At 58.6% G+C, this 23,912-nt stretch carries 21 protein-coding genes, 1 tRNA gene and 1 other RNA gene; 11 read left to right on the top strand and 12 right to left on the bottom strand.

The annotated features are described in order from the left end of the window. Positions 1-36: 36 nt before the first annotated feature. Positions 37-750, bottom strand: a complete 714-nt coding sequence (gene rsuA, locus N6G83_RS01335; protein WP_025303560.1) for a 16S rRNA pseudouridine(516) synthase RsuA — start codon at positions 748-750, stop codon at positions 37-39. 318 nt (positions 751-1,068) lie between these two features. Between rsuA and N6G83_RS01330 the strand changes: the two genes are divergently transcribed. Together N6G83_RS01330 and rplY are read left to right on the top strand one after the other, a co-directional pair. After that, entirely contained in the window at positions 1,069-2,826 is a 1,758-nt protein-coding gene (locus tag N6G83_RS01330; RefSeq protein WP_043136446.1) for a DEAD/DEAH box helicase, read from the top strand. Between the two features lie 162 nt (positions 2,827-2,988). After that, positions 2,989-3,273 carry a 50S ribosomal protein L25 gene (gene rplY / locus N6G83_RS01325; protein WP_019453645.1) on the top strand — a complete coding sequence of 95 codons (285 nt, stop codon included), beginning with the start codon at positions 2,989-2,991 and terminating at the stop codon, positions 3,271-3,273. Between the two features lie 84 nt (positions 3,274-3,357). Here rplY and yejK read toward each other — a convergent pair whose 3' ends face one another. After that, positions 3,358-4,365, bottom strand: a complete 1,008-nt coding sequence (gene yejK / locus N6G83_RS01320; RefSeq protein WP_025303563.1) for a nucleoid-associated protein YejK — start codon at positions 4,363-4,365, stop codon at positions 3,358-3,360. A 210-nt stretch (positions 4,366-4,575) separates the two neighbouring features. Between yejK and N6G83_RS01315 the strand changes: the two genes are divergently transcribed. The 4 genes from N6G83_RS01315 to N6G83_RS01300 all read left to right on the top strand — a co-directional run bounded on the left by N6G83_RS01315 (position 4,576) and on the right by N6G83_RS01300 (position 6,913). Continuing rightward, positions 4,576-4,803: a YejL family protein gene (locus tag N6G83_RS01315; protein ID WP_004935782.1), complete on the top strand. Its 228-nt coding sequence runs from the start codon at positions 4,576-4,578 to the stop codon at positions 4,801-4,803. A gap of 9 nt (positions 4,804-4,812) precedes the next feature. Then, the gene (gene yejM / locus N6G83_RS01310; protein WP_025303564.1) at positions 4,813-6,594 is read left to right on the top strand and encodes an LPS biosynthesis-modulating metalloenzyme YejM; all 1,782 of its coding nucleotides are present in this window, start codon (positions 4,813-4,815) and stop codon (positions 6,592-6,594) included. A 78-nt stretch (positions 6,595-6,672) separates the two neighbouring features. Then, positions 6,673-6,749, top strand: a tRNA-Pro gene (locus tag N6G83_RS01305). 35 nt (positions 6,750-6,784) lie between these two features. Continuing rightward, positions 6,785-6,913: non-coding RNA, RtT sRNA (locus N6G83_RS01300), on the top strand. 113 nt (positions 6,914-7,026) lie between these two features. Here N6G83_RS01300 and N6G83_RS01295 read toward each other — a convergent pair. Genes N6G83_RS01295 through N6G83_RS01275 form a run of 5 tightly spaced genes read right to left on the bottom strand, consistent with a single transcriptional unit; the run spans position 7,027 to position 12,014 of the window. Continuing rightward, positions 7,027-8,208, bottom strand: a complete 1,182-nt coding sequence (locus N6G83_RS01295; RefSeq protein ID WP_260514399.1) for a 3-hydroxybenzoate 6-monooxygenase — start codon at positions 8,206-8,208, stop codon at positions 7,027-7,029. A gap of 19 nt (positions 8,209-8,227) precedes the next feature. Further along, complete coding sequence (maiA, locus tag N6G83_RS01290; protein WP_025303615.1) at positions 8,228-8,872, bottom strand: maleylacetoacetate isomerase; 645 nt, start codon at positions 8,870-8,872, stop codon at positions 8,228-8,230. A 19-nt stretch (positions 8,873-8,891) separates the two neighbouring features. Beyond that, positions 8,892-9,593 carry a fumarylacetoacetate hydrolase family protein gene (locus N6G83_RS01285; RefSeq protein ID WP_060447936.1) on the bottom strand — a complete coding sequence of 234 codons (702 nt, stop codon included), beginning with the start codon at positions 9,591-9,593 and terminating at the stop codon, positions 8,892-8,894. A 15-nt stretch (positions 9,594-9,608) separates the two neighbouring features. Next, positions 9,609-10,646, bottom strand: a complete 1,038-nt coding sequence (gene gtdA / locus N6G83_RS01280) for a gentisate 1,2-dioxygenase (RefSeq protein ID WP_049208494.1) — start codon at positions 10,644-10,646, stop codon at positions 9,609-9,611. An 18-nt stretch (positions 10,647-10,664) separates the two neighbouring features. Continuing rightward, positions 10,665-12,014 carry an MFS transporter gene (locus tag N6G83_RS01275; protein WP_025303618.1) on the bottom strand — a complete coding sequence of 450 codons (1,350 nt, stop codon included), beginning with the start codon at positions 12,012-12,014 and terminating at the stop codon, positions 10,665-10,667. Positions 12,015-12,139: 125 nt separating this feature from the next. Here N6G83_RS01275 and N6G83_RS01270 point away from each other — a divergent pair, with 125 nt between their 5' ends. Then, entirely contained in the window at positions 12,140-13,048 is a 909-nt protein-coding gene (locus tag N6G83_RS01270) for a LysR family transcriptional regulator (protein WP_147824042.1), read from the top strand. 38 nt (positions 13,049-13,086) lie between these two features. Here N6G83_RS01270 and ttrA read toward each other — a convergent pair whose 3' ends face one another. Genes ttrA through ttrB form a run of 3 tightly spaced genes read right to left on the bottom strand, consistent with a single transcriptional unit; the run spans position 13,087 to position 17,910 of the window. Beyond that, positions 13,087-16,158, bottom strand: a complete 3,072-nt coding sequence (gene ttrA, locus N6G83_RS01265) for a tetrathionate reductase subunit TtrA (protein WP_197771040.1) — start codon at positions 16,156-16,158, stop codon at positions 13,087-13,089. Beyond that, positions 16,151-17,176, bottom strand: coding sequence for a tetrathionate reductase subunit TtrC (gene ttrC, locus N6G83_RS01260; protein ID WP_193403046.1), 1,026 nt, complete (start codon positions 17,174-17,176; stop codon positions 16,151-16,153). The genes ttrA and ttrC overlap by 8 nt, the downstream gene beginning before the upstream one ends. After that, the gene (gene ttrB / locus N6G83_RS01255) at positions 17,173-17,910 is read right to left on the bottom strand and encodes a tetrathionate reductase subunit TtrB (RefSeq protein WP_049208488.1); all 738 of its coding nucleotides are present in this window, start codon (positions 17,908-17,910) and stop codon (positions 17,173-17,175) included. The genes ttrC and ttrB overlap by 4 nt, the downstream gene beginning before the upstream one ends. Before the next feature lie 228 nt (positions 17,911-18,138). Between ttrB and ttrS the strand changes: the two genes are divergently transcribed. The 4 genes from ttrS (at position 18,139) to N6G83_RS01235 (ending at position 22,183) form a co-directional block, all read left to right on the top strand. Beyond that, positions 18,139-19,860, top strand: a complete 1,722-nt coding sequence (gene ttrS, locus N6G83_RS01250) for a tetrathionate respiration histidine kinase TtrS (protein ID WP_260515551.1) — start codon at positions 18,139-18,141, stop codon at positions 19,858-19,860. Beyond that, a complete protein-coding gene (gene ttrR / locus N6G83_RS01245; protein WP_197771041.1) occupies positions 19,832-20,431 on the top strand; it encodes a tetrathionate respiration response regulator TtrR in 600 nt (199 codons plus the stop codon). Before ttrS ends, ttrR begins: the two co-directional genes overlap by 29 nt. A gap of 340 nt (positions 20,432-20,771) precedes the next feature. Beyond that, the gene (locus N6G83_RS01240; protein WP_025303625.1) at positions 20,772-21,434 is read left to right on the top strand and encodes a VUT family protein; all 663 of its coding nucleotides are present in this window, start codon (positions 20,772-20,774) and stop codon (positions 21,432-21,434) included. A 17-nt stretch (positions 21,435-21,451) separates the two neighbouring features. Next, positions 21,452-22,183: a metallophosphoesterase gene (locus N6G83_RS01235; protein ID WP_197771042.1), complete on the top strand. Its 732-nt coding sequence runs from the start codon at positions 21,452-21,454 to the stop codon at positions 22,181-22,183. Here N6G83_RS01235 and N6G83_RS01230 read toward each other — a convergent pair. Both N6G83_RS01230 and N6G83_RS01225 read right to left on the bottom strand, forming a co-directional pair. Continuing rightward, positions 22,176-22,664: a hypothetical protein gene (locus tag N6G83_RS01230; protein ID WP_043136490.1), complete on the bottom strand. Its 489-nt coding sequence runs from the start codon at positions 22,662-22,664 to the stop codon at positions 22,176-22,178. The two genes, N6G83_RS01235 and N6G83_RS01230, sit on opposite strands and share 8 nt — an antisense overlap. Next, positions 22,665-23,318 (bottom strand): helix-turn-helix domain-containing protein, encoded by a 654-nt coding sequence (locus N6G83_RS01225; RefSeq protein ID WP_043136493.1) that lies wholly within the window; start codon positions 23,316-23,318, stop codon positions 22,665-22,667. Positions 23,319-23,912 lie beyond the last annotated feature (594 nt).

Genomic DNA, 23,912 nt, shown 5'->3' with positions numbered 1-23,912 from the left:
ACGACTCCTTAATCGGCCGCAATCGATGATCGGTTATCAGTCCTGCAGGTGCGGCGCGCCCACGCTGGCGATCTCTTCTTCGGTCAGTGGGCGGTATTCGCCCGGCGCCAGATCGTCATCCAGCACGATGGCGCCGATGCGCTCGCGGTGCAACTCGATCACCCGATTGCCGACGGCAGCGAACATCCGCTTCACCTGGTGGTAGCGCCCTTCGCTGAGGGTCAGGCGCACCACGTGCTCGTCGACCTGCTCCAGCGTCGCCGGCCGCGTCAGATCTTTCTCGTTGTGCAGTTGCACCCCTTCGGCGAAACGCTGCGCGGTGTCTTCCGCCAGCGGGTGCTCCAGCGTCACCAAATAGGTTTTCTCACAGTGGTGGCGTGGCGACGTGACGCGGTGCGACCACTGGCCGTCGTCGGTCATCAGCACCAGCCCGGTGGTGTCGATATCCAACCGCCCGGCGGCGTGCAGCTTGTACGCGACCGGCTCATCGAGGAAGTACAGCACCGTCGGATGATCGGGATCGTCGGTGGAACAGACGTAACCCTGCGGTTTGTTGAGCATGAAATAGCGCGGGCCGTTCTGCTGCTGCAGCGGATTGCCGTCGAACGCCACTTCTTGCTCCGGGGTCAGTTTGACAGCCCCGCTCTTCACCACCTCACCGTCCACGGTGACGCGTTTAGCCCGAAGTTCGCGCGCAACCAGCGCACGGCTAATGCCTAACTGCTGAGATAAAAACTTGTCCAATCGCATGGGATCTGCTTTGCCTGTCGTTGTTATGATCGCATTGATCGTATTGCCAAAATATGACGCCCGCCGTTGCACCGGGTGCAAATGGCAGGTTCAGGGGGGAAATCGCGTGGGGGAACAGCGATTGCTGTCACACGAGTATAGCGGTACAACGCGTTGCCCGACAGGGGTAATTTTCACGCTTCTCGCACCGCGCGCGCGCAGAAGGCATAATAATAGAAATTTTTCGGCCGCCCGGCACGTAAAATGTCACGGTTTCTGTGGGAACAGAGGTGACAAAACCGGTTCCCGGCGGCCCATTCCAACCTACGGCGTTCATTTATGGCCTTTACCCTACGCCCCTACCAACTGGAAGCGGTCGAAGCCACCATCAACCATTTCCGGCGGCACCCCGAACCGGCGCTGATCGTGCTGCCGACCGGTGCCGGCAAAAGCCTGGTGATCGCCGAGCTGGCGAAGCGCGCCCGCGGGCGGGTGTTGGTGCTGGCGCACGTCAAGGAACTGGTGGCGCAAAACCACGCCAAATACTGCGCCTACGGCCTGGAAGCGGATATCTTCGCCGCCGGCCTGCAGCAGAAAGAGAGCGCCGGCAAGGTGGTGTTCGGCAGCGTACAGTCCGTCGCGCGCAACCTGCCGCTGTTCGACGGCGCCTTTTCGCTGCTGATCGTCGATGAATGCCACCGCATCAGCGACGACGACGACAGCCAGTACCAGCAAATCATCCAGCATTTACAGAAAACCAACCCGCAGCTGCGGCTGCTGGGGCTGACCGCCACGCCTTACCGACTGGGCAAGGGCTGGATTTACCAGTATCACTACCATGGCTTCACCCGCGGCGACGGCGCCAGTCTGTTTCGCGACTGCATCTACGAGCTGCCGCTGCGCTACATGATTAAGAACGGCTTCCTGGTGCCGCCTGAGCGGCTGGATATGCCGATCGTGCAATATGACTTCAGCCGGCTGGAGGCCAGGAGCAACGGCCTGTTCAGCGAAGCGGATCTGAACCGCGAGCTGAAGCGGCAAAACCGCGTCACGCCGCACATCATCAGCCAGATCGTGGAGTACGCAGAGGATCGCAAAGGCGTGATGATCTTCGCCGCCACCGTCGAACACGCCCGCGAGATCCACGGCCTGTTGCCGAACGGCGAAGCCGCGCTGGTCAGCGCCGAAACGCCGCCCGCCGAGCGCGATGCGCTGATCGACGCGTTCAAACAGCAGCGGCTGCGCTATCTGGTCAACGTCGCGGTATTGACCACCGGTTTCGACGCGCCGCACGTCGATCTGATCGCGATCCTGCGCCCCACCGAGTCCGTCAGCCTGTACCAGCAGATCGTCGGGCGCGGGCTGCGTTTGGCGCCCAACAAAAAGGATTGCCTGATCCTCGACTACGCCGGCAACCCGCACGATCTGTTCACGCCGGAGGTCGGCGTCAGCAAGCCGCACGGCGACAGCCAGCCGGTGCAGGTATTCTGCCCGGCCTGCGGCTTCGCCAACCTGTTCTGGGGCAAGTGCACCGAGAACGGCGATATCATCGAGCACTACGGCCGCCGCTGCCAGGGCTGGCTGGAGGACGACGACGGCCACCGCGAGCAGTGCGATTACCGCTTCCGGTTCAAGAGTTGCCCGCACTGCGGCGCGGAGAACGATATCGCCGCACGCCGCTGCCATCAATGTCAGGAAGTGTTGGTCGATCCCGATGACATGCTGAAGGCGGCGCTGAAGCTGAAAGACGCGCTGGTGCTGCGCTGCGGCGGCATGGAACTGCAGAGCGGCCGCGACGACAAGGGCGAATGGCTGAAGGCCACCTATTACGACGAGGACGGCACCAGCACCAGCGAGCGCTTCCGCCTGCAGACGCCGGCGCAGCGCAAAGCGTTCGAGATGCTGTTCCTGCGCCCGCATCAGCGCGCGCCGGGCGTGCCGTTCGCCTGGCACACCGCCGCCGACGTGCTGGCGCAACAGCAGGCGCTGCGCCATCCGGATTTCGTGGTGGCGCGCAAGCGCGGGCAGTTTTGGCAGGTGCGTGAGAAAGTGTTCGATTATCAAGGCCGTTTCCGCCGCGCCAATCAGTTGGCCTGAGCGAACTGTCCCCAACCTGGGCAGGTTTTCGTTGCCCTGCGGGCGGCTTTCCGTTAAAATGCCGCGCGCTTTACCTGGGCCTGCCCAGCGTTAAAGCGGGTTTCCGAACTTGCTACTTGGGTCGCCTGTAGCAGGGTAAATTTTCTTTTAAGAGAAAAAACAATGTTCACTATCAATGTAGAAGTACGTAAAGACCAGGGTAAAGGTGCGAGCCGCCGCCTGCGTGCAGCAAACAAATTCCCAGCTATCGTTTACGGTGGCAAAGAAGCTGCAGTTTCCATCGAATTGGACCATGATTCTGTTAAGAACATGGAAGCTAAACCAGAATTCTACAGCGAAGCAGTAACTCTGGTTATCGACGGTAAAGAAACCAAAGTTAAGGTTCAGGCTGTACAGCGTCACCCGTTCAAGCCAAAACTGGCTCACATCGACTTCGTTCGCGTTTAATCGCTACGTTTTCGAACCTTTCGGGACGCCGAAATAAAGAACGCCGCAATTGCGGCGTTTTTTATTGTCTGCGATTCGGCACGCTTACTTGCCGCTGCCGGTCCGGCGCTGCAGCTGATCGCGCAGGTTCGGCGGCGTGCCTCTGATGGTCAGCGTGTCAGTGGCCGCATCCCAGAAAATGCGTTCGCCCAGCAGCATGGCGTCGAAGTTCAGGCTGATGCCGCCGCCGCTGCCGGCAAATTTGGTCAGTTGGCGCAGCGTGCCGCGATCCGCCGGGAAGCTCTCTTCCAGCTCATACCCTTGCTCGCTGGAGAACTGCATGAAGTCTTTCTCGCCGAGCGGCGACAGCTCCTGCGACAAGGCCTGCAGTTCAATCTCTTCGCCGGCCTGCAGCTGTTCGTTGCAGTAGCTGTACACCTGCTGGCGCACCGACTGGCGCTCGTTCTTGTCCAGCTGCGCATCGGCGCAGTAGTCGTCTACCGCCTGCAGCAGCCCGCGGTTTTGCGCCTTGGTGTCCAACCCTTCGGACGCCGCCAGGAAATCCATGAAGAAGTCGGCGACCTTACGGCCTACGCGCCCGCGCAGGAAGGTCAGATAGCGGGTCGATTCCGGGTTGGTTTCCCATTCGGTCAGATCGATGCGCGCGACGATATCGGCGTTGTTGATGTCCAGATAGTGCGTGGTGTTGATATCCAGCTCTTCGTTGACGCGCATGCTGTTACGGCTGTTCAGCACCGCGATCAGCAGGTACTCCACCGCCAGATAACGGTATTGGCCGAACAGCACCACGCCGCCTTCGGCAAACGGATACTTCGCCAGTTCGTCGCGCAGGCGGCCGGTCGCCGCGCGGCTGAAGGCCAGAAAGTCCTTATCGTCCTTGCGGCAGGTGCGCAGCGCTTCCGCCAGCTCGCTACCTTCGTTGAACAGGCCTAAGGCCTTGCTCTTGGCGCTGTAGACGCGATGCAGTTCCGTCATCATTTCTTCCACCGCCGCGTTGGTAGGAAGCAAGGAATCGCGCAGCACCACGTCCAGCGTTTGCTCGTCGCGTTTCACCAACTGATGCAAAGCGATCTGGTCGATATCCAGACTCATGGTAAATCCTCCTGTTCTTTAGGCGCGTATTCAAACACTGAAGGCCCCGACCTGCAATACTAAAAACCGCGGCAAACCGGAAAGGCGCTGCGAGGAGCAGCCCCGCCACGGGCGCCCCCTTCCCCAAATGACAGGAAGTGATAAAAGAGCGGAAAATCACTGCCCTATACGGTAAGATAGGGCACTTTGCAGATTACTAAGCGCAATTTTATGCCACAATCATCCCGTTACAGTGACGAACACGTTGAACAACTGCTCTCAGAGCTGGTCAATGTTCTGGAAAAACACCATACCCCCACCGATCTTTCCCTGATGGTGCTGGGCAACATGGTCACTAATTTGATCAACACCAGCGTTGCCCCCGCGCAGCGGAAAACCCTGGCAAGATCGTTCGCGGAAGCCCTGCAGGCTTCTGTCCGTGAAGACAAAGCACATTAATATTGACTTATGGTGACAAACCGTCAGCGTTATCGTGAAAAAGTCTCCCAGATGATCAGCTGGGGGCACTGGTTCGCCTTATTCAACATCCTGCTCGCCCTTGGGCTGGGCAGCCGCTACCTGTTTGTTACCGACTGGCCCGCATCCCTGCTGGGCCGGGTCTATGCCTTTGTCAGCCTGCTGGGGCATTTCAGCTTTATCGTGTTCGCCGGCTATTTGCTGGTGATCTTCCCGCTCACCTTCGTGGTGATGTCGCAGCGGCTGCTGCGATTTATTTCCGCCGCGCTGGCCACCATCGGGCTCACGCTGTTGCTGGTCGACAGCGAAGTGTTCTCCCATTTCCACCTGCACCTCAATCCGGTGGTGTGGGATCTGGTGGTCAACCCGGACCAGAGTGAGCTGTCGCGCGACTGGCAGCTGATGTTTATCTGCGTGCCCGTGATCTTCCTGGTGGAGATGTTGTTCGGCACTTGGAGCTGGCAGAAGCTGCGCAGCCTGAACCGCCGCCGCTTCGGCAAACCGCTGGCGGCGCTGTTTATCAGCGCCTTTTTCGCGTCGCACCTGATTTACATTTGGGCTGACGCCAACTTCTATCGCCCGATCACCATGCAGCGAGCCAATCTGCCGCTCTCGTACCCGATGACCGCGCGCAAGTTCCTCGAAAAACACGGCCTGCTCGACCAGCAAGAGTATGAGCGCCGCCTGATGCAACAGGGCAACCCGGAAGCGGTGGCGGTGGAGTATCCGCTCAGCGATCTCAGCTACGGCGATAAAGGCAGCGGCTATAACCTGCTGATGATCGTGGTGGACGGCATTCGCGCCAAAGACGTGGCGCAGGACATGCCGGCGCTGACGCGCTTCGCCCAGGAAAACGTGCGCTTCAGCGATCACTACAGCTCGGGTAATCATGCCGACACCGGGCTGTTCGGCCTGTTCTACGGCATTTCTCCGACCTATCTGGACAGCGTGCTCGCCGGCCGCAAGCCGTCGGCGCTGCTCAACGCGCTCGGCGATCAGGGCTACCAACTGGGGCTGTTCTCTTCCGACGGTTTCAACGCCAGCCTGTACCGCCAGGCCCTGTTGACCGACTTCTCGCTGCCGACGCCGGCGCCGCAAAGCGACGCGCAAACCACGCAGCAATGGCAGCGCTGGCTGACGGATCAGGGCGGCAAAGAGCCGTGGTTCTCCTATATCAACTTCAGCGGCGCCGAGCCGGCCGAAGGCGACAAAACCCCGGCGCCGGCCGATTTTATCCAACGCTATCGCACCGGCGCGCAAGACGTGGATGCCCAGATAGCCCAGGTGCTGGATACCCTGAAACAGCGCGGTCTGCTGGACAAAACCGTGGTGGTGATCACCGCCGAACACGGCGTCGAATTCAACGACAGCGGCAAAGGCCAATGGGGCGCCGGCACTGCCTTCAACCAGGCGCAACTGCAGGTGCCGTTGGTGATCCACTGGCCGGGCACCCCAGCGCAGACCATCAGCAAGCTGACCGGCCATAACGACGTGATGCGCACCTTGATGCAACGGTTGCTGCACGTGAAAACCGCGCCGAAAGACTATTCGCAGGGCGAAGATCTGTTCACCGCCCAGCGCCGCAACGACTGGATCGCCACCGGCGATGGCAATCAGCTGGTGATCACTACGCCGACGCAGACGCTGATGCTGGACAACAGCGGCAACTATCGCGTCTACGATCAGAACGGCGAAGAAATAAAAGACGAGAAACCGCAGCTTGCTCTGCTGCTGCAGGTGCTGACCGATGTAAAACGCTTTATCGCCAACTAACTGCTTAAAACTAAAGCAATCAAGTGGCGAGGCGCTTGCATTAACATCGGGAATCGGTAGTATGATTTTTCATAGCGTCGGCATGTAGCGCAGCCTGGTAGCGCACCGTCATGGGGTGTCGGGGGTCGGAGGTTCGAATCCTCTCATGCCGACCAAATTTAAGAAAACCTGCTGTTACAGCAGGTTTTTTTTCGTCTGCACGTCGAGAGGATGAGAATCTCCGAAGGAGGTTTGAGCCGAACGTAGTGAGACCACGTTGCTTTAGCAACGGCCCGCAGGGCAAGCATCGAAGATGCACATAATCCTCTCATGCCGACCAAATTTAAGAAAACCTGCTGTTACAGCAGGTTTTTTTTTCGTCTGCATATTGAGAGGATTAGGCCGCACCGGTTTGGCCCATGCGCTAGCGGAGGCCTGGGCAGGGCCTCTCTCTCAGCGCGGCTGCAGGCAGTTTTCTTCTTTCCAGCCGTACAGCCATTCCATTCCGCGATAAAATTCCGCCTGAGATTTGCCTTTCCATAACAGATTACGCACCTGGCGCTCAACGCCTGCGGCATGATAAACACGGCCCATCTCACGGGTTGACCAGACGATGCGCGCCGTGCGTGGAATACGTACCGACTCGTACAGGGCAAGCGCTTTTGCCGCATCCCCTCCATGCTCTTCCAGCGCTTTACCCAGCGTTACCGCATCCTCCAGCGCCATGCAGGCTCCCTGTGCCATATACTGTGCCACCGGGTGCGCTGCGTCTCCCACCAGCGTGATACGGTCGTTGCCCCATTTCTCCACCGGTTCACGATCGGCGGTTGACCAGCGGCGCCATGAGGTCGGCTTATCCAGCATCTGGCGCGGACGCGGGTGAATACCGGAAAAATAGGAAAGTACCTCCTCTTTACTGCCCTCCTTCACACCCCATTCCTCCTGCTGACGGCTATGGAACGTCACCACCAGGTTATACTGCTTCCCGCCGCGCAGCGGGTAATGCACCAGATGGCAATGCGGCCCCGCCCACAGTACCGGCGCGTTAATGCGTAAATCCTCCGGCATCTCATCGCAATTAATCACGGCGCGGTAAACCACATGTCCGGTCACCCGCGGCGCATCGCCCAGCAGGTACTGCCGCACCACCGACCTCACGCCATCGCAGCCGATCAGAATATCCGCCGTCCAGCGATTGCCCTGCTCATCAAATACCGTCACATCGTCCACCGTTTGGCTGATACCCGCCACCTGCGTTGAGGTACGGTATTCCACATCCGGATGGGTCAATACCGCTTCCCAAACAGAGGCGTGGATATCCGCCCGATGGATAACCGCATAGGGACCGCGAAATGCTTGCCCGGTCTCAATATGCACCACCTCCTGGGCATTGACCGCATCCATCAGGGTAATGTGATCGGTAAAGACGGCGCGCTGACGCGCTACGCCGCCCACACCCAGGCTATCCAGCGCGGAAAATGCGTTGGGGCCGAGCTGAATACCCGCCCCAATCTCACCAATCTCGTGCGCCTTTTCCAACAACATCACTTTAATGCCCTGGCGAGCCAGCGAGAGCGCAGTCGCTGCGCCGCCAATGCCTCCCCCGACGATAATTGCGCGCATCACTTTAGCCATTGTTTTCCTCCTTTCGGGCTCAGGCTGAGATTTTGTCTTGTTGGTTTTCGGGCGCCGCGGCGATGAACGCCGGGAGACGAGTACAGGCGTCGTAAACCGCTTTACAGCGCGGGTACCCGCTCAGGTCGCACCCCATCCGCAGGGCATTCGCCCACTGAGGGATCAGGCAGCAATCCGCCAACGTCGGGGTATCGCCAACGCAGAAGGGTCCTGGCGGCCTCTGGAGCAACAGCTGTTCTACGGCGCTCAGCCCTTGGCGGATCCAGTGCGCATACCAGCGTTTTTTCTCTTCCTCACTCACCTTCAGCTCTTCACTCAGGTAGCGTAAAACCCGCAGGTTATTTACCGGATGAATATCGCAGGCAATAACATAGACGATTTCCAGTATCCGGCTGCGCGCCGGGTCGGCCGCCGGCAACAGCGGCGACTGAGGAAAATGGCGATCCAGCCAGTCAATAATCGCCAGCGACTGGCTGAGAGACTCACCGTCGTCCGTGAGCAGCGTCGGCACCAGCCCGACCGGGTTCATTCGCCGATATGCCAGCTCATTCTGCTGCCCGATACGAATATTGACCCCCACCGTCTGGTAATGGAGGCCTTTCAGCGCCAGCGCAATGCGCACGCGGTAGGACGCTGAGCTATTAAAGAAACTGTACAGCTTCATCATTCACCTCTGAATCGGCTCAGACAATCTTCACGGCGATTGGGGTTAGCCCCTCTACATTGCCGGTAATCACATCGCCTTTCACCACCGCGCCCACCCCTTCCGGCGTCCCGGTAAAAATCAGATCGCCGGGCTGCAGCTCAAAAAAGCCGGACAGATAGCTGATGGTTTCATTCACCGACCAGATCAGATGGCGGATGTCGCTGCGCTGGCGATCGCTGCCGTTGACCTGCAGCCAGATAGGCGCGTTGTTCACGTCGGCGCTGTCGCCGGCTTTATGCAATGGCGCGATGGGCGCAGAAAGATCGAACGACTTGCCGATTTCCCATGGGCGCCCCATCTGACGCATGTCCATCTGCCGATCGCGGCGGGTCATGTCCAGGCCTGTGGCATATCCCCAAATGTATTCATGCGCCTTGTCCAGCGGAATATCGCTCCCCCGTTTGCCAATCGCCACCACCAGTTCGATTTCGTAGTGATAGTTGTCGGTTTGCGACGGATACGGCAACGCCAGCGTTTCGCCGGCCGCCACCGGCACCACCGCATCGGCAGGCTTGCAGAAGAAAAACGGTGGCTCACGATCCGGGTCAAAGCCCATTTCGCGGGCATGCGCAGCATAGTTACGCCCGACGCAGTAGACACGGCGCACGGGAAACTGTTTATCACTCCCCACAACAGGAACCGTCACAGGGGCTTGCGGTGCAAATACGTATTGCGTCATTTTGTCTCTCCCAAATTAATAACGTGCTTCGCGGAACAGTCCCAGGGCTTCCTGAACCGGCCTGTCCGAGAAACTGAATAACACGGTGTCTTCGTCCGCTTGAAACGACACGTCGAACCAGGTCGGCGCCACGAAGATATCTTTTGCCGAAAAGTGAAGGGTTTCGCTGCCGATGCTGACCTGGCCGCGCCCTTCCACCACGTGGTAAATGGTGCTGTCCGTGGTGCGCGCCTTCCGTGAGGAAAAGCCTTTCGGCAGCAGCTGCAGGAAGGCGCCCATCGAGGGCATGGGATAGCCGCCGGTCACCGGGTTGGCGTAGCGCATCTTGTAGCCGTCCCACTCGTCGGCGTCCCCCATGCGGGTGAGGTCGTGCAGCGCTTCCCGGCTGCGATCGTAGCGGTAGTTGAAAATGGGCGATGAGTTGCCTTTCTGATGGCGCAGCGGCAGCATATTGGCCGCATAGCGCGGTAAATAATCCCCCTCCTGGCGCGTCACGGGCTGCTGCTCTTGCGGATAGTCTTCCGCGAAACCGCAACCCAGCAGGTTCACCAGCGGCAGATCCAGCCCGTCCAGCCATACCACCGGCTCCTCGCCGGGATTACCGTGATCGTGCCAGCGCCACTGCGGCGTCAAAATGAAGTCGCCTTCATGCATTTGCGTACGTTCACCGTCAACGGCGGTAAATGCCCCTTTCCCTTCGACGATAAAACGCAATGCCGACTGATTATGGCGATGGCTCGGCGCGACTTCGCCCGGCATGATCAACTGCAATCCGGCATACAGCGTCGGGGTGATGGAGGACTGTCCGCGCAGCATCGGGTTTTCCAGCACCAGCACGCGGCGAACCGCCTCTTTGGCGCCAATCAACTCGCCGCTGGCCAGCAGGTGCGGGCGAATCGCCTGATAGTTCCAGTAAGCCGGAGCGCAGTTTGCATTCGGCGTTTGCGGCACCAAATGGTGCAGCGACTCCCACAATGGGGTCAGGTTCTGCCCGGAAATATGCCGGTAGAACTGCTGGCGGCTGGGATTAACATCCTGATTGCGTTCAGGCATAGGGATTCTCCTTTTCATTCACGACGCTGCGCGAGGCAACGTATCAGGGGCTGGAGCAGACTGGCGAACAACAGCCGTCAGCAGCATTAACATCACCGTACTGATCGCCGCCGGCACGGCAATAATGAAAAATAGCGTATCGAATGAGAAATTCATCGCCATCATCACGCCGCCGGCAAGCGAGCCGACAATCGCGCCGCAGCGGCCAATGGCATTGGACCAGCTGACGCCGGTCGCCCGGCTTTGTGTCGGATAGAGCGTGGCGGTCAAGGCATTCAGCCCAACCTGCGAACCGCTGATGCCGATGCCGGTGCCGAAGATGGCCAGCGCCATCAGCCACAGGCCGTTCTCGCTCAGACCAATCATGACGATACACGCGGCGCCCAGGGCGTAGCTCGCCGCCAACACCCGGAAGGGATTGTATTTGTCCATCAACGCGCCCAGCCCCAGCGCCCCCAACGTTCCGCCCATCTGGAAAGCGGCGGTCACCCAAGAGGCATGCTGCAGATCTATACCGCGATGGTTAAGCAGCGTCGGCATCCAACTGGAGAGCAGATAGATAATCAACAGGCTCATAAAAAAAACCGCCCAGAGCATGAGAGTAATGCGCAGCTGGCGGCCGGCAAACAGCGGGCTGATGCTCCCTTTGGCCGCCGTAGCGGCTTCGTTGAGGTAAAAATGGGTCTCTTCATCGCACTCTCGGGTGATGCCGCTGACCGTTTTGGCAATCACCTTGCGCGGCAGTTGGCGGCGGACCTGCCAGCGCGGGGATTCCGGCAGGGCAAACAGCAGCACCACAAAGAGCATCAGCGGCAAAACGCCTCCTAGCACCAAAATGCCGTGCCACCCCATCACCGGCACCAGTTGGGCGCTGACGATCCCGCCCAGGGCTGAACCGAGCGTGAAACCGCAGAACATCAGCGTGACCAGCGCACCACGGCGGCGAGCAGGCAGATATTCAGAGGTCATCGTGATGGTGTTCGGCATCGCGCCCCCCAACCCCAGGCCGGTGAGAAAACGTAAAATGACCAGCGTTGGCATATCGGGGGAGAAGGCCGAAATCAGGCTCAGCGTGCCAAACAGCGCCACGCAAAGTTCGATGACGCGCTTGCGGCCAAAGCGGTCAGAAAGCGGGCCGCAAAGCAGTGCGCCCGCCGTCAACCCCAGCAGCCCCGCGCCAAACAGCGGTGCCAGTTCGCCGGCGGTCAGTTGCCATTGGGTACGGATGTCGGGTGCGATGAAACCAATGGCGGCGGTGTCAAAACCATCGAACATCACCACCAAAAAGCAGCAGATGATAACGCGCCACTGCGTCTTACCGATGGGAGCAGCATCGATCAGTGCTTGTAAATCACGCCGTTGAGTCATAGTGAGCGCCTCGGTGCAGGTAGGGAGATGTCTGTCTTGTTTTAGGTATGTTACGAATTTGTATCCTTAGCGATAAAATGTACAATGGCTTTTCAGGCAGAGACATAACCGGAGGGTTATAGCAAATGGCGAACTGGGCGCAGAAAATGAAACTTCACCATCTGCAAATGTTGGTGGCGTTGGGTGAGCAGGGAAATCTGACCCACGTTGCCCGGATGATGAACATCTCCCAACCCGCTCTGTCAAAATGGTTGTCACAGCTCGAAGATGAGATTGGGATCACGCTGTTTGAGCGGCATAGCAAAGGACTGCGCCCCTCCGAGGGGGGGAAACTGCTGCTTCAGCATGCGCAGCGCTTGGTCAACGATCTCGAGCGTTCGCAGTCTGAAATCGCCCGCTTTAAGCAAGGCGGGCTGGTGGGAAGCCTGAAAATCGGCTGTTCGCCGGTCGCCACCGACTGCGTTTCGCAGGCCATATTGAGCCTGCTGCAGGAAATGCCAACGCTGCATCTCAATATTGAGGAAAAGGTGATGACCCCGCTGCTGCACGATCTGATCGCGGGCGCGGTGGACGTCGTCGTGGGCCGCGTTGGCGGGCGGGCGCTGCAACTGCCGCTCAACTATCAAGTGCTCTACACCGAACCGGTATGCTTTGTTGCCCGCCCTCACCATCCGCTGGCAGAATCCGCCTCCCTCAGCTGGCGCGATCTCACCCACTGGCGCTGGATTGTCTGGCCGACCGGCACGCCCATCCGCCTCAGCATTGATAATGCGCTGGCGGATAACGGCGTGATGCTGCCCGAAAACACGGTTGAATCGGCATCCATGAACGTCAGTACCAACCTGCTGCAAAGCAGCGATATGATCTCCATTCTTTCCCTACGGCTGGCGCAGCGTTATGCCAGCCAGGGGCAGCTGGCGATCCTGAATCTGCCGAAGATAGAGCAGAAAGGCAGCGTGGGCGTCTTCTGGCGCAACAGCGAACCGCCTTTTACCGCGCTGAGCCGCTTTTTGCAGCTGCTGACGCAGGCTTAACACCCCCACCTGCAGCCACAGCAGATTTACGGCTGCGCCTACGCGGAAAGCTTGACGATGGTCGCAGGGATCCCCTGACGCACCGCCGCTCCGGTCACCCAATCCAGCCAGGTATTCGGCACTTCGCGCGTCGGATCGGCAAAGCCCAAATCGTTGAGGTTGATGCCGGCGGCAATGCGCTCATCCATCGCCAGCGGTTCACCGTCCAGGTAGTGCTGACTGGCCCCCATCTCCCGGTGGCCGTAGCCGTGTTCCACCGCGATCACGCCGGGCATCACGCCTGCCAGTAAACTGATCTGCACCTCTCGACTGCCGCCCGGCGTGCTGATACGTACCCGGTCGCCGTGTTGAATGCCGAAACGCGCCCCGTCTGCCGGATTCAGCGCCACCAGGTTCACCGGTTTCACGTCGTGCAGGCGCCGGATCACCGCGGTGGAGCTGCTCATCACGTTGGATTTGAAGGACATCAGGCGCAGTGGCCACTGCTGCTCAGGGTAGAGCGCTTCCACCGCGCGGCCGTCCGACAAACGCGCCGGATAGCAGGTGGGGCAGCCGCTGAAACGCTCACCGGTGATCGCATGCCGGTGCTTCGCCACTTCCGCATTCCAGATCTGCAGCGGTTTCTCCCAGCGGTTGCCCACGCTGCCGTCGCGGCGGCCGCTGTCGTGAACGGCGAACCGGCCGCCGCGGCTGTAAATAAACGCCACGCGGTCGATTTCATCGGCGCGCAGCGTCTGCGCAAGCTGCGGCAACAAGCGATCGACACCGCTCAGCGTCAGTTCGTCCGCCCTCGCGGCCGGCACCGGCGCCTTGCCGGCAAACGCCACGTTGGCGGCGGCGCGCAGATAATAATCCTCGGCGCAGTTGAGCGGCAGCAGCCCGCCCTGGCCGTCGCCGATAGCGCGATCGCCGAACCCCGGCAGCGCCAGGCGTTTAGCGACGGCGATGCAAAACGCCTCCATGGAAATCGGCTGCCCTTGCGCCGTTTTCGCGGTCGCCGGCGTCACTATCGGCCAGCGCGCGGTAGTGGCCTTGCTGGCGACGCCGCCCCAGGGGGCGCTGAACCCCCAGCTCTCAAAGTTATGGGTGTCCGGGACGATATAGTCGGCCAGCGCCGTCGTTTCGTTGATAAACGCATCGATAGCGATAAACAGCGGCAAACGCGCCGGATCTTTCAATCGTTCCTCCGCCACGCTACGCAACCCGGCGATACCGTACAAGGGGTTGGTCATGTTCGAGATCCAGGCTTTCAGCCCGTACGGATACCCTGCCAACGCCGATGTCAGCAGCTCGGTCAGTTGCCCGGCGACGAACGGATACCAGGGCGCCCTGGCCGGCCAGGGGGAAACGCCCGCCGCCACTTTTTCGCGGTACTCGTCGGAGGTTTCATAGGCGGCCTTGCTGCGTGCGATATTCAGCCCCTTCGGTTTTACCAGGCCGGGAAACTCGACCAGGTTATAGCGCGGCCCCTCAGCGAAGCCGTTGAATTTTCCGCCGCCGACGAACACGCCCCCCGCCAGGCTCAGGTTGCCGATCAGCACGTTAAGCATCATCACCGACCAGGTATTGTAAAACCCGTTTGCCGCCATCATCCCGCCATGGGCGATCACCGCCGCCTTGCGCCCGTGGGCGGTAAAGGCCTCGGCCAGTGCCGCGATGCGTGCCACCGGCACGCCGCATTGCCGGCTGTACGCCTCCGGCGACAGCTTGTCGGCGGCCTCTTTCAAACACTGGAAGCCGCTTTTCACCCCCACCTGCACGCCGTCGTGCAGCGTCACCGTACGGCTTACCCACAGCTCGGCGCTGTCGCACGCCTCGGCCGCCACCAGTTCCCCCGCGCCGTTGACCACCAACGGCGACGCCGACCCGGCGCCATTCAGATCGGCCAGCGTCAGATGCTGCCCCGCCCGCGGATGCTCGCTCTCGGCGATCACCAAATGCGTGGCGTTGGTCCAGCTCTTCTCGCCGGCGCGTTGCATGGCGGCCTCCGACGGGATGGCGAGATAATCGGCCTGATAACGCCGGTGGTCGAGGATCCAACGGATCATTGCCATCGCCAGTGCCGAGTCGGTGCCCGGCAATATCGGGATCCAATGGCCATGATCGTCCGCCAATGTGGTGGTCAGTGGCAGCGCCGGCGCCACTACCGCATAACGGAACTCGCTGCGCAATCTGGCGCTGGCCAGTTGCCGAGCCTGGCGCTTGAACGGGTTGCCGGACTGCGCGGGCGAGGTTCCCATAAACAGCGCGAATTCGACCTGTTCCCAGTCGGGTTTTACGTGCGGATTTTTGTCCAGATCGTTCATCAGCGCACCGGAACCGGCACGGTAGGCCAGCCCGCAGTAAGCACCGTGCGCGCCGAAGTTTTTGCTGCCGAAACTGTTCTGAGCGAAACGCCGCAGGAAGCCGTCGCGCCCATCGTCACCGGCGTTGGTCACCAGCAGCTGATTGGCTTTCGGCCCCAGCCCCGGCTGTCGGGCATCGATCGGCGTCTCCAGATCGCGGATCGCCCGCAGGCCCTCCACATGCCCTTCGCCGAACAGATCGCCGCCTTCCACCACTTCAGCGATCAACTGCTCAAAGCTGATGCGCTGCCACTTGCCCTCGCCACGTTTGCCGACGCGCTTCATCGGCTCCAGCACCCGCAGCGGGCTGTAAAGCCCCTCCAACAGCGTGGCGCCGCGGGCGCAGGCGGTGGAACGGGCATCGAGGCCGCTTTCGCCGCCCAGCTGCGCCAACGCGTCCTGCAGCGGCAAGGCCGAGTCGACGTGCCGTTCCTGAGACAGCGGATGATAAGGGTTGCCGGCAATGCGCAATACCCGGTCGGTCTGCCTGTCCACCCGAACCCGCACGCCGCATTGCGTCCAGCAGCCGAAACACTGGGTCATCGAGATGGCCTGCTGCGGATTGCCTTGCCATTCCGGCATTGCCCGCCCTTCGGGCGGCAGGGAGTTGCCGTTGATGCGATCCAGGGTCACCCGCCCTGAAGTGCCGTGAATCAAGCCGTCGATCGCCCGTTTGGCGACCTCGCGATAGCTCAGGCCAAAGGCGGACAATCCACCGAAGGCCAGGCCCACTTTCAACCACTGACGCCGGGTGAGTTTAGCCATGTTGTTTTCTCCGCAGTAAAAACGCCTGTGCTTCACGCACCATGATCATTAACGCCAGCCACAACCCGAAAGTGCCGACGATCGCCAGCAAGCCATCGGTGCCGAGCGGCAGGCTATAAGGGGAATACGTCGCGTTGTATTTCGGGATGGTTTGCACCTCGATCAACAGCGTCCAGCGCATCAGCCAACTCAGCCCCAGTGCGCCGGCCACCAGCAGCGTCGTACCGCCGCGCGGCAAGCGCCGAGAGCCGGCCCAAGCGGCGCACGCCAGCGTCAGCCCCCACAGCGCAATCCATCCCACGGCATACCGGCGCGCCATCGCCTGCGTCTGCAGCCAGTGGCGTACCGCCGCGCCGGATAACGTATCGCCGCATACCCACAGCAGGATCGCCCCGCCGAGCAGCAGTAACGTCAGCAGCATCCCGCGCGCCAGCGGCGCCTGCAGACCGGGCCGTTCGCGCAATGTCAGCAGCAGCAAGGCCAAGAGCGCCTGCAGCGCGCTGAGGAACATCACGATCGGAAATGCGTAGCTGAACCAGATTGGGCGGGCACGCACGACGGAAACCTCACGCCCGGTGTACAACAGCAGGCCAATAGCCACCAGCGCGCAAGCGGGCGCAATCCCACGCAGCAGCGCAACCGGCCTGCCCGTCAGCCGCGCAAATTCGAGAGCGAGAAACCACAGGCCGATCAGCAGGGTAAAGAGCGGCAAGAACAGCGCGCCCCACGGCATCCACGACCAGGGCGTCGGGTAGGCGTAGAAATGCCAGAAGCGGGCGGTTTGATGCAGGTCGGCAGTCAGCGCCAGCGGTGCGGTGATGGCGCACGTCAGCCCAATAAACAGCGCCATGCGCTCCAGATGCGTGGCGTTATCTCCACCGCGCCAGCGCCACACGCAGGCCAGCAGCGCAGCACAGGCAGCGATGCCGATAAAGAAGAAATATTGCACGGCCCACGGCAGCCAGCTCACCGCCTGCGGTTGGCCCAGCACTTCTGCGATCATCAGTTGGCGACTCATCGTCCCTCCCCCCATAAGGCAACCTGCGCCCGCCCCGGCAGCGGAGTGACGAAGGCGTCATCCAGCCCCAGATAAAACACATGGGGCGCGGTTTGGTTCTCCGGCTTGAGGACGTTGATCTCGGCCTCGTGGCGCCGCAGCATCTTGCTCAGCGTGCTGTGCGGATCGCGCATATCGCCGATGATCCGCGCTCCCCCCACGCACGACTCCACGCACGCCGGCAACAATCCCGCCTCCAACCGATGCACGCAGAAGGTGCATTTGTCCGCCGTTTGGGTGGCGTGATTGATAAAGCGGGCATCGTACGGGCAGGCCTGCACGCAATAGGCACACCCCACGCAGCGCGTGTTGTCGATCACCACGATCCCGTCCTCACGCTGGAAAGTGGCCTGTACCGGGCACACCGGCACGCAGGGTGGGTTGTCGCAGTGGTTGCACAGCCTGGGCAGCAGCACGTTGGTCGCCACCGCTTCACCTTCGAGGCTGACCTGGTACTGGTTTACCGTGGTGCGAAACTCGCCGTGCGGCGTCTGGTTTTCAATGGCGCAGCTCACGGTACAGGCCTGGCACCCGACGCAACGCCGCAGATCGATCAGCATCGCGTAGCGGCGGCTCGCATCTCCCTCGCGCCGCGTCGGCGCTAACGTCAGCCCGGCCTCCGCCACGGGGATCAACGAAGCCCCCGCCGTCAACACGCCCAGCTGCTGCAAAAACTGCCGTTTACTGAAGTCCATGCGCCTCTCCCACGCCCTGGGCATCACCCCGATCACGCTATTGATGCCCGTTAGATGAATAAACAATGTCGATGATTTACAGTGTAAAAATGGCATCGATGGCGCTCTATTGTGGTTAACCACATACCGGCCCCAACGTTGATCTAAAACAAGTGGCGGCAGGCAAATTGCCCATCAGGAGGGGCTGTGAGGGTCGTGTTATTACTGCTGTTCAGTCTCGGTTGGGGGATGGCGGCACAGGCGGGAGAGTGGTCGGTCGGCGTGCTGGCGATGCGCGGCGATGCGGCGACCGCGCGTGACTGGCAGCCGCTGATCGACAGCCTCAACGGCAGTGTCGGCGGTGAGCGCTTCCGCCTGCAGCCGCTCGATCTGGCACAGATGCGCGAAGCGGTCAATCGGGGCAGCGTGCAGTTCGTGGTCACTAATCCGGCGCAGTTCGTGCAGTTGAACAGCCGCTATCATCTGCGCTGGCTGGCATCATTGCGCGCCGCCAACGGCGATCGGGCAACGGGCAACATCATCGGCAGCGTGATTCTGGTGCGGCGCGACAGCGGCATCACGACGCCGCAGGCGCTGATGGGCAAAACGCTGGGCGCCATCGATCCGCAGGCCTTCGGCGGCTATCTGACCGGCTATAAGGCGCTCAGCGATGCCGGTATGCGGCCCGATCGCGATTTCCACCTGCGCTTTACCGGTTTCCCTGCCGATGCCCTGCTCTATCTGTTGCGCGAGCGCGCCATTCAGGCCGCCATCGTCCCCGTCTGCCTGCTGGAGAAAATGGATCGAGAAGGCCTGATCAACCCGGCGGATTTTCGCCCGCTGTTGCAACGGCCCACATCGGTTCCCTGCGTCAGCAGCACGCCACTTTACCCCAACTGGTCGTTCGCCGCCCTGCCCGGCCTGGATAACTCACTGGTGGATGCGGTGGCAAGAGCCTTGCTGACCGCACCTCCGCAGTCTCCCTTTCAATGGGGCGCACCGGTCTCGACCAGCGAGGTGGAAGCCTTGCTGCGCGCCGTCAATCAACACCCGGAACAGCGGCGGCTGTGGCTGGATATCAAGAGCTGGCTGATCCAGCATCAGACGGCCGTCGGCCTGTCGCTGGCGGTGCTGGCGCTGTTGATCGTCAACCATATCTGGATCGCGCTGCTGGTACGCCGGCGCGGGCGGCAGTTGCTCCAGGCCGGAGAGCAACTGCGGCGGCAGGAGCAGGCGCTGGAGAACGCCAGGCAGCTGAACGTGCTGGGGGAAATGGCCTCCGGCTTCGCGCATGAACTCAACCAGCCGTTGGCGGCTATTCGCCTTTATGCGCAGGGATGCCTGATCCAACTGCGCAAAACGGACGCCGGGCATCCGCTGTTGGGTCCGTTGGAAAATATCGACCGACAGGCTCAGCGCGGCGGCGAGACGATTCATAACCTGCGCCAGTGGGTGCAGCCCACCGCTGAGGCGATAGACCAAACACGCTGGCGACCCGCGGCGGTAAGCGAAACCGCCGAGCGGGTGTGGACGCTGCTGCGCCTGACGCAGCGCTATCCCGACCTGAAACTGTTCAACAACGTGGCGCCTTCGCTGACGCTAACCCTGCCGCCGGCGCTGCTGGAACAGTTGCTGGCGAACCTGCTGCTGAATGCGGCGCAGGCCGGAGCCAACGCCGTCTGGCTTTCCGCCGTCCAGAGCGAACGGGCGATCGAGTTGCATCTGCAGGACAACGCGGGCGGCATGACAACGGCCGGGCTGGAACAGGCTTTTCGCCCCTTCAACACCACCAAAGCCGGCGGCATGGGGCTGGGGTTAGCCATTTGCCGGCGCCTGGCCCGCTACGGCGGCGGCGAAATCCGCCTGGCTAACCGCCCCGCCCCCGACAGCCGCAATGGGCTGTGCATAACGCTGCATTTCATATTGAACGATGAGGAAAACCATGTCGCTAATTCATCTGGTGGACGATGACGCCGCCGTCACCGACGCCTGCCATTTTTTGCTGACCAGCTTCGGTCACAACGTGCAGTGCTGGAATGACAGCGCCGACTTTTTGGCGCGGGCCGACCTGTTTCAGACCGGGATCGTCTTGCTGGACATGCGGATGCCGAAACTCGATGGGCACCAGGCCTACGCTGAGCTGCGCCGCCGCAGCAGCACGCTGGCGGTGGTGTTCCTGTCCGGCCATGGCGACGTGCCGATGGCGGTGGAGCAGATGAAGTACGGCGCGGTGGATTTCCTGCAAAAACCGATCGCCGCAGAACCGCTGATCGCCGCCCTCGAACGGGCACAGCAGGTCTCGGCCAAAGCCCAGCAGCGCCATGAAACTTGCGGCCGCTACCATACGCTCACACCGAAAGAACGCGACATCGCGCAGCTGGTGGTGCGGGGCATGATGAATCGGGAAATGGCGGAGCGGCTGAATATCGCCCTGCGCACCGTAGAGGTTCACCGGGCAAAAGTGATGGAGAAAATGCAGGCCGCCAGCCTGGCGGAATTGGTGATTCAGCTGCAGGCTCTGCCGCACACGCCCCGGGAGTGAATGCATAAAGCCCTCATCAAGCTAACGTCCCGTATTCCTCTTTCCTTGATTGACACAGCGCGATCCAGGCAATATATTTATTAGAAATATTAATGCATTACGGTAGAATCACCTTTTCTCAACCAACAGGCTATCAGCATTCTCCGCAAAACCCAGCGTAGCGCTTTCGCCTTCAGGAACCCCGTGTGGGAAAGAAGGGGCGTTGCCTTGAATAAAGAGAAATGATGACCATGCAACATGGCTCGAGCATCATTACGCCACTATCTGACCGCCCGGTTGACGTTTTAAATAAGTATGGATTATGAATAACAGAAGAACACGGACTAAATAAGGAATAAAAATGCAAGGAAATCTCAAGCTCTATGGCCTTTTTGTTGGCCTGACGGTGACCATTATGATCACCTGCGACACGTTGGTTTATAAGGTCTTTGATATCTATGGTTTTAAAATAACGGCAAGCGGCATTGTATTCTCCTTGTGTTTCTTGATATCCACATTGCTGACTGAGGTTTACGGCTATAAATTGTCGGTAAGAGCAATATGGATCATGGTGTTCTGCCAAAGCTTATATGTCATAATACTTAATCTCTCAGCTGTTATTCAGCCAGAAAACAATGATATCGCCACGCACTATTATTCTTTATACCATGAATTCTGGCGAGTCATGATAGGCACCTGGGTGTCCGTTCCGGTCGCTTATTTCGTCAATGGTTTTATTATTTCAAAGATGAAGATTATCTTCTCCGGCAAATACTTCTTTATCCGATATATTGTGGGCTCCATGTCTACACAGGCCGCCCTGTTGCTGACAGCCTATCCGATCAGTCTTTCAGGAAAATACACCTTCATGGAGTTGGTTAACATCATAAGCACGACGTGGTCTTATAAAGTTGTCGTCTCTATTGTATTACTGCCGCTCGCCATCGCCTTAGTCGAGTGGGTGAAGAAGATAGAAAATACCGATCATTATGATTGGGGCACCTCATACAATCCATTTAAGTAATATCAACAGGGTCTCGCATGAAAGTAATTCAGATTAGCGACATACATATTATGCCTAATGAAAGCGCGCTGGCTTCGAAGCATCTTGCTAATTTCGACAGGGCCATTGACTTCATTAATGCCAATGCCGATAAAATCAATGCCGACTTAATCATTGTGACGGGTGACATCTCTCATGATGGCGATATCCCCTCTTATGAGCGCTTCTTTAAGATAATGAACCGCACTTCCTTACCTTTCTATTTTTTCCCAGGCAACCACGACAACAAAAAGAACCTGGACGTTACAGCCCGTAAACAGGGCGGCAGCTATGATATAAACTCGTTTGAAGATGACGAATGGCGCATGCTCAGCATCGACTCGGTGGTTGATAATGAAGATTTCGGCAGAATCTCGACGCAATCGCTCGACATGCTTGAAAAAGCCATCGTCGCAAGTGACAATAAAAAGGTCGCCGTCTTCTTGCATCATCACCCTATTCCGGTAGGCACCCCGATTGTTGATAGCTGTATGTTAAACAATGCCGAGGAGTTTTTGAGCCTCTGCCAACGATTAAACGTTAAGTTTATCGGCTCAGGCCATGCACATACGCTATTCCAAAGAAAGCTGGGGGAAACCTTAGTCTCTGTTTCCCCAGCGATTTGTTCGCAATGGAAGAACGGCACAAGCGCTGTCAGCAGCATAGACAATTCTGCCTTCAGCGTGATTACGTTCGATGAGCATATTCACGTCGAACCCTGGTTTATTTAATCAACGTCAGTATTGTTTTTTTAGATCTGTCGCTTTTCTTAGCATTTTTCAATGAGGCAGAGAGTGCTCTGCCTTCCTTTACCCCGGCATAGAAGGCTATTTTCGTCGCATCCAAGGACTCGGTTTTGTCGACAAGATCGCGATCCCTTAGAAAATCCGCCCCTGATATTGATATCGAGTCAACATCGTTTTTCAACGTCCACATACAGTTTCGTTTCTCTTCATGAATCGACAGTTTGGCCGAGGCGATTTTTATTTTAGATTCGGTCTCGGCGATAAAAGCGATATCTTTCGGGTTAACATGCCTGAGAAAATCGCCCTCGATGAGTTGCCCCCAGTTTTTTTTCACGAAAGTATGGGTGCCAAACTCTTTGAAAAGCCAATATCCATCCGCCGTTCGGATCACGCTACGATCTAACGTATAGAGGTAACTGGGAGAGTATATTTTTCTTAACCTTCTCATTATGTTAAATAAGTCCATTTATTTCAGCCTCTTTATCGTTTTCAATAGAACACCGACGATCGCATAATCGCTATAGGACTTCACACTGCTATCTGAATCTAATGAGATGTTTGTAAACAACAAGTCGCCGTCGGAAACAAAAACTCGCCTTAAGCATATTGGGTAATTTTTCAGCTTAACCAGGACGATATCGCCATCGCAAAATGGCTCCTTGAGCGAGATCACACAATACGTTCCACGGTCTAATTCAGGCGACAGTGAATTATTCGTTATCTCTACCACAAACAGCGAATCGTCCGTCATGTCATCGACTTCTGTCGTATAGGTATCTGCCGTTCTGATCGTGTTGGCCAGAAAACGTTCTACATCGCTGTAGCTAATGAGCGGAAGCGATCTCACATTGTGTTTGGCCTCTCCCGTGACGCTTAAATCCTTGTCAGTCAGCTCCCCTACTTTTACGCTGAAAAATTCACCAATGGACGCAAGCGTAGAGATCGTGGGATTCCCCACGCCTTTCCTCAGATTATTGATCGTGGCAATACCTATCCCTGTTTCGCTGCTCAACCGACTGGCGTCAATCCCGTGCATGCGCATGAGGTAAGTAAGGTTTTCACCTATCATTTTCAATGACATACCATTTTCTTCTGATATTTTAATGTTGTTTGGTTGCATTATAATGTTTTAAACCTATACTTTAGTGTCATTAAAGTGAATTAAAAACATTAAACCACTTCTAGGGTGGCTATGACAATGACTCGGGGCCTTTTGTATACGAAATATAAATATAATACATTGTAATATAATAATTTTGTTGTAAATCACCGGTCTTGCCGAACATGACTGGCTGCCTTTTAAATGATTCAATTTACTTATAAAAATGCTGTCTGCACAGGCTAACTCATATGCCCGTTCATCAAACATCAGAGGCGCTTTACAACGCCCGGGATATCTTCATCGCATTCACGCCATAGCCGACGCGGGAGAAACCCAAAATGCTAAACATTAACCCCGCAGCAATTTAACGCACAGAAGCCAACCTGGAGAGCAAACCGCATCCCGGTTCGATAATTTTAAAGGAAATGAGATGAGTGCTTTATTCATCGCTCTTCGAGCGACCATTGGCCAACACTCGGGATTTTTTCTCTGTCAGAACGCGAAGAAGCTGCGTCAGCGCCCGTAGCGCCGAGTTCCGGCGCATACCTGCGTTGATCGATATTATGCCAAGAACGGCGACCAGAAAGGTGGCGTCGGGCCCCCAACACCAGG

The sequence above is a fragment of the Serratia sp. PL7 genome (assembly GCF_945957435.1).
The sequence above is the reverse complement of the archived record's forward strand: the minus strand, read 5'-3'. Positions and strand labels throughout refer to the sequence as shown.

Excerpts from the sequence above, each read along its gene's own strand:
- yejK (WP_025303563.1), bottom strand. The coding sequence starts at position 4,365 with ATGAGTCTGGATATCGACCAGATCGCTTTGCATCAGTTGGTGAAACGC.
- N6G83_RS01285 (WP_060447936.1), bottom strand. The coding sequence starts at position 9,593 with ATGACGCAATACGTATTTGCACCGCAAGCCCCTGTGACGGTTCCTGTT.
- ttrS (WP_260515551.1), top strand. The coding sequence starts at position 18,139 with ATGGCGGCACAGGCGGGAGAGTGGTCGGTCGGCGTGCTGGCGATGCGC.
- N6G83_RS01275 (WP_025303618.1), bottom strand. The coding sequence starts at position 12,014 with ATGACTCAACGGCGTGATTTACAAGCACTGATCGATGCTGCTCCCATC.
- N6G83_RS01315 (WP_004935782.1), top strand. The coding sequence starts at position 4,576 with ATGCCACAATCATCCCGTTACAGTGACGAACACGTTGAACAACTGCTC.
- N6G83_RS01330 (WP_043136446.1), top strand. The coding sequence starts at position 1,069 with ATGGCCTTTACCCTACGCCCCTACCAACTGGAAGCGGTCGAAGCCACC.
- rplY (WP_019453645.1), top strand. The coding sequence starts at position 2,989 with ATGTTCACTATCAATGTAGAAGTACGTAAAGACCAGGGTAAAGGTGCG.
- gtdA (WP_049208494.1), bottom strand. The coding sequence starts at position 10,646 with ATGCCTGAACGCAATCAGGATGTTAATCCCAGCCGCCAGCAGTTCTAC.
- N6G83_RS01240 (WP_025303625.1), top strand. The coding sequence starts at position 20,772 with ATGCAAGGAAATCTCAAGCTCTATGGCCTTTTTGTTGGCCTGACGGTG.
- ttrB (WP_049208488.1), bottom strand. The coding sequence starts at position 17,910 with ATGGACTTCAGTAAACGGCAGTTTTTGCAGCAGCTGGGCGTGTTGACG.
- ttrA (WP_197771040.1), bottom strand. The coding sequence starts at position 16,158 with ATGGCTAAACTCACCCGGCGTCAGTGGTTGAAAGTGGGCCTGGCCTTC.
- maiA (WP_025303615.1), bottom strand. The coding sequence starts at position 8,872 with ATGAAGCTGTACAGTTTCTTTAATAGCTCAGCGTCCTACCGCGTGCGC.
- ttrC (WP_193403046.1), bottom strand. The coding sequence starts at position 17,176 with ATGAGTCGCCAACTGATGATCGCAGAAGTGCTGGGCCAACCGCAGGCG.
- N6G83_RS01295 (WP_260514399.1), bottom strand. The coding sequence starts at position 8,208 with ATGGCTAAAGTGATGCGCGCAATTATCGTCGGGGGAGGCATTGGCGGC.
- yejM (WP_025303564.1), top strand. The coding sequence starts at position 4,813 with ATGGTGACAAACCGTCAGCGTTATCGTGAAAAAGTCTCCCAGATGATC.
- ttrR (WP_197771041.1), top strand. The coding sequence starts at position 19,832 with ATGTCGCTAATTCATCTGGTGGACGATGACGCCGCCGTCACCGACGCC.
- rsuA (WP_025303560.1), bottom strand. The coding sequence starts at position 750 with ATGCGATTGGACAAGTTTTTATCTCAGCAGTTAGGCATTAGCCGTGCG.
- N6G83_RS01235 (WP_197771042.1), top strand. The coding sequence starts at position 21,452 with ATGAAAGTAATTCAGATTAGCGACATACATATTATGCCTAATGAAAGC.
- N6G83_RS01225 (WP_043136493.1), bottom strand. The coding sequence starts at position 23,318 with ATGCAACCAAACAACATTAAAATATCAGAAGAAAATGGTATGTCATTG.
- N6G83_RS01230 (WP_043136490.1), bottom strand. The coding sequence starts at position 22,664 with ATGGACTTATTTAACATAATGAGAAGGTTAAGAAAAATATACTCTCCC.
- N6G83_RS01270 (WP_147824042.1), top strand. The coding sequence starts at position 12,140 with ATGGCGAACTGGGCGCAGAAAATGAAACTTCACCATCTGCAAATGTTG.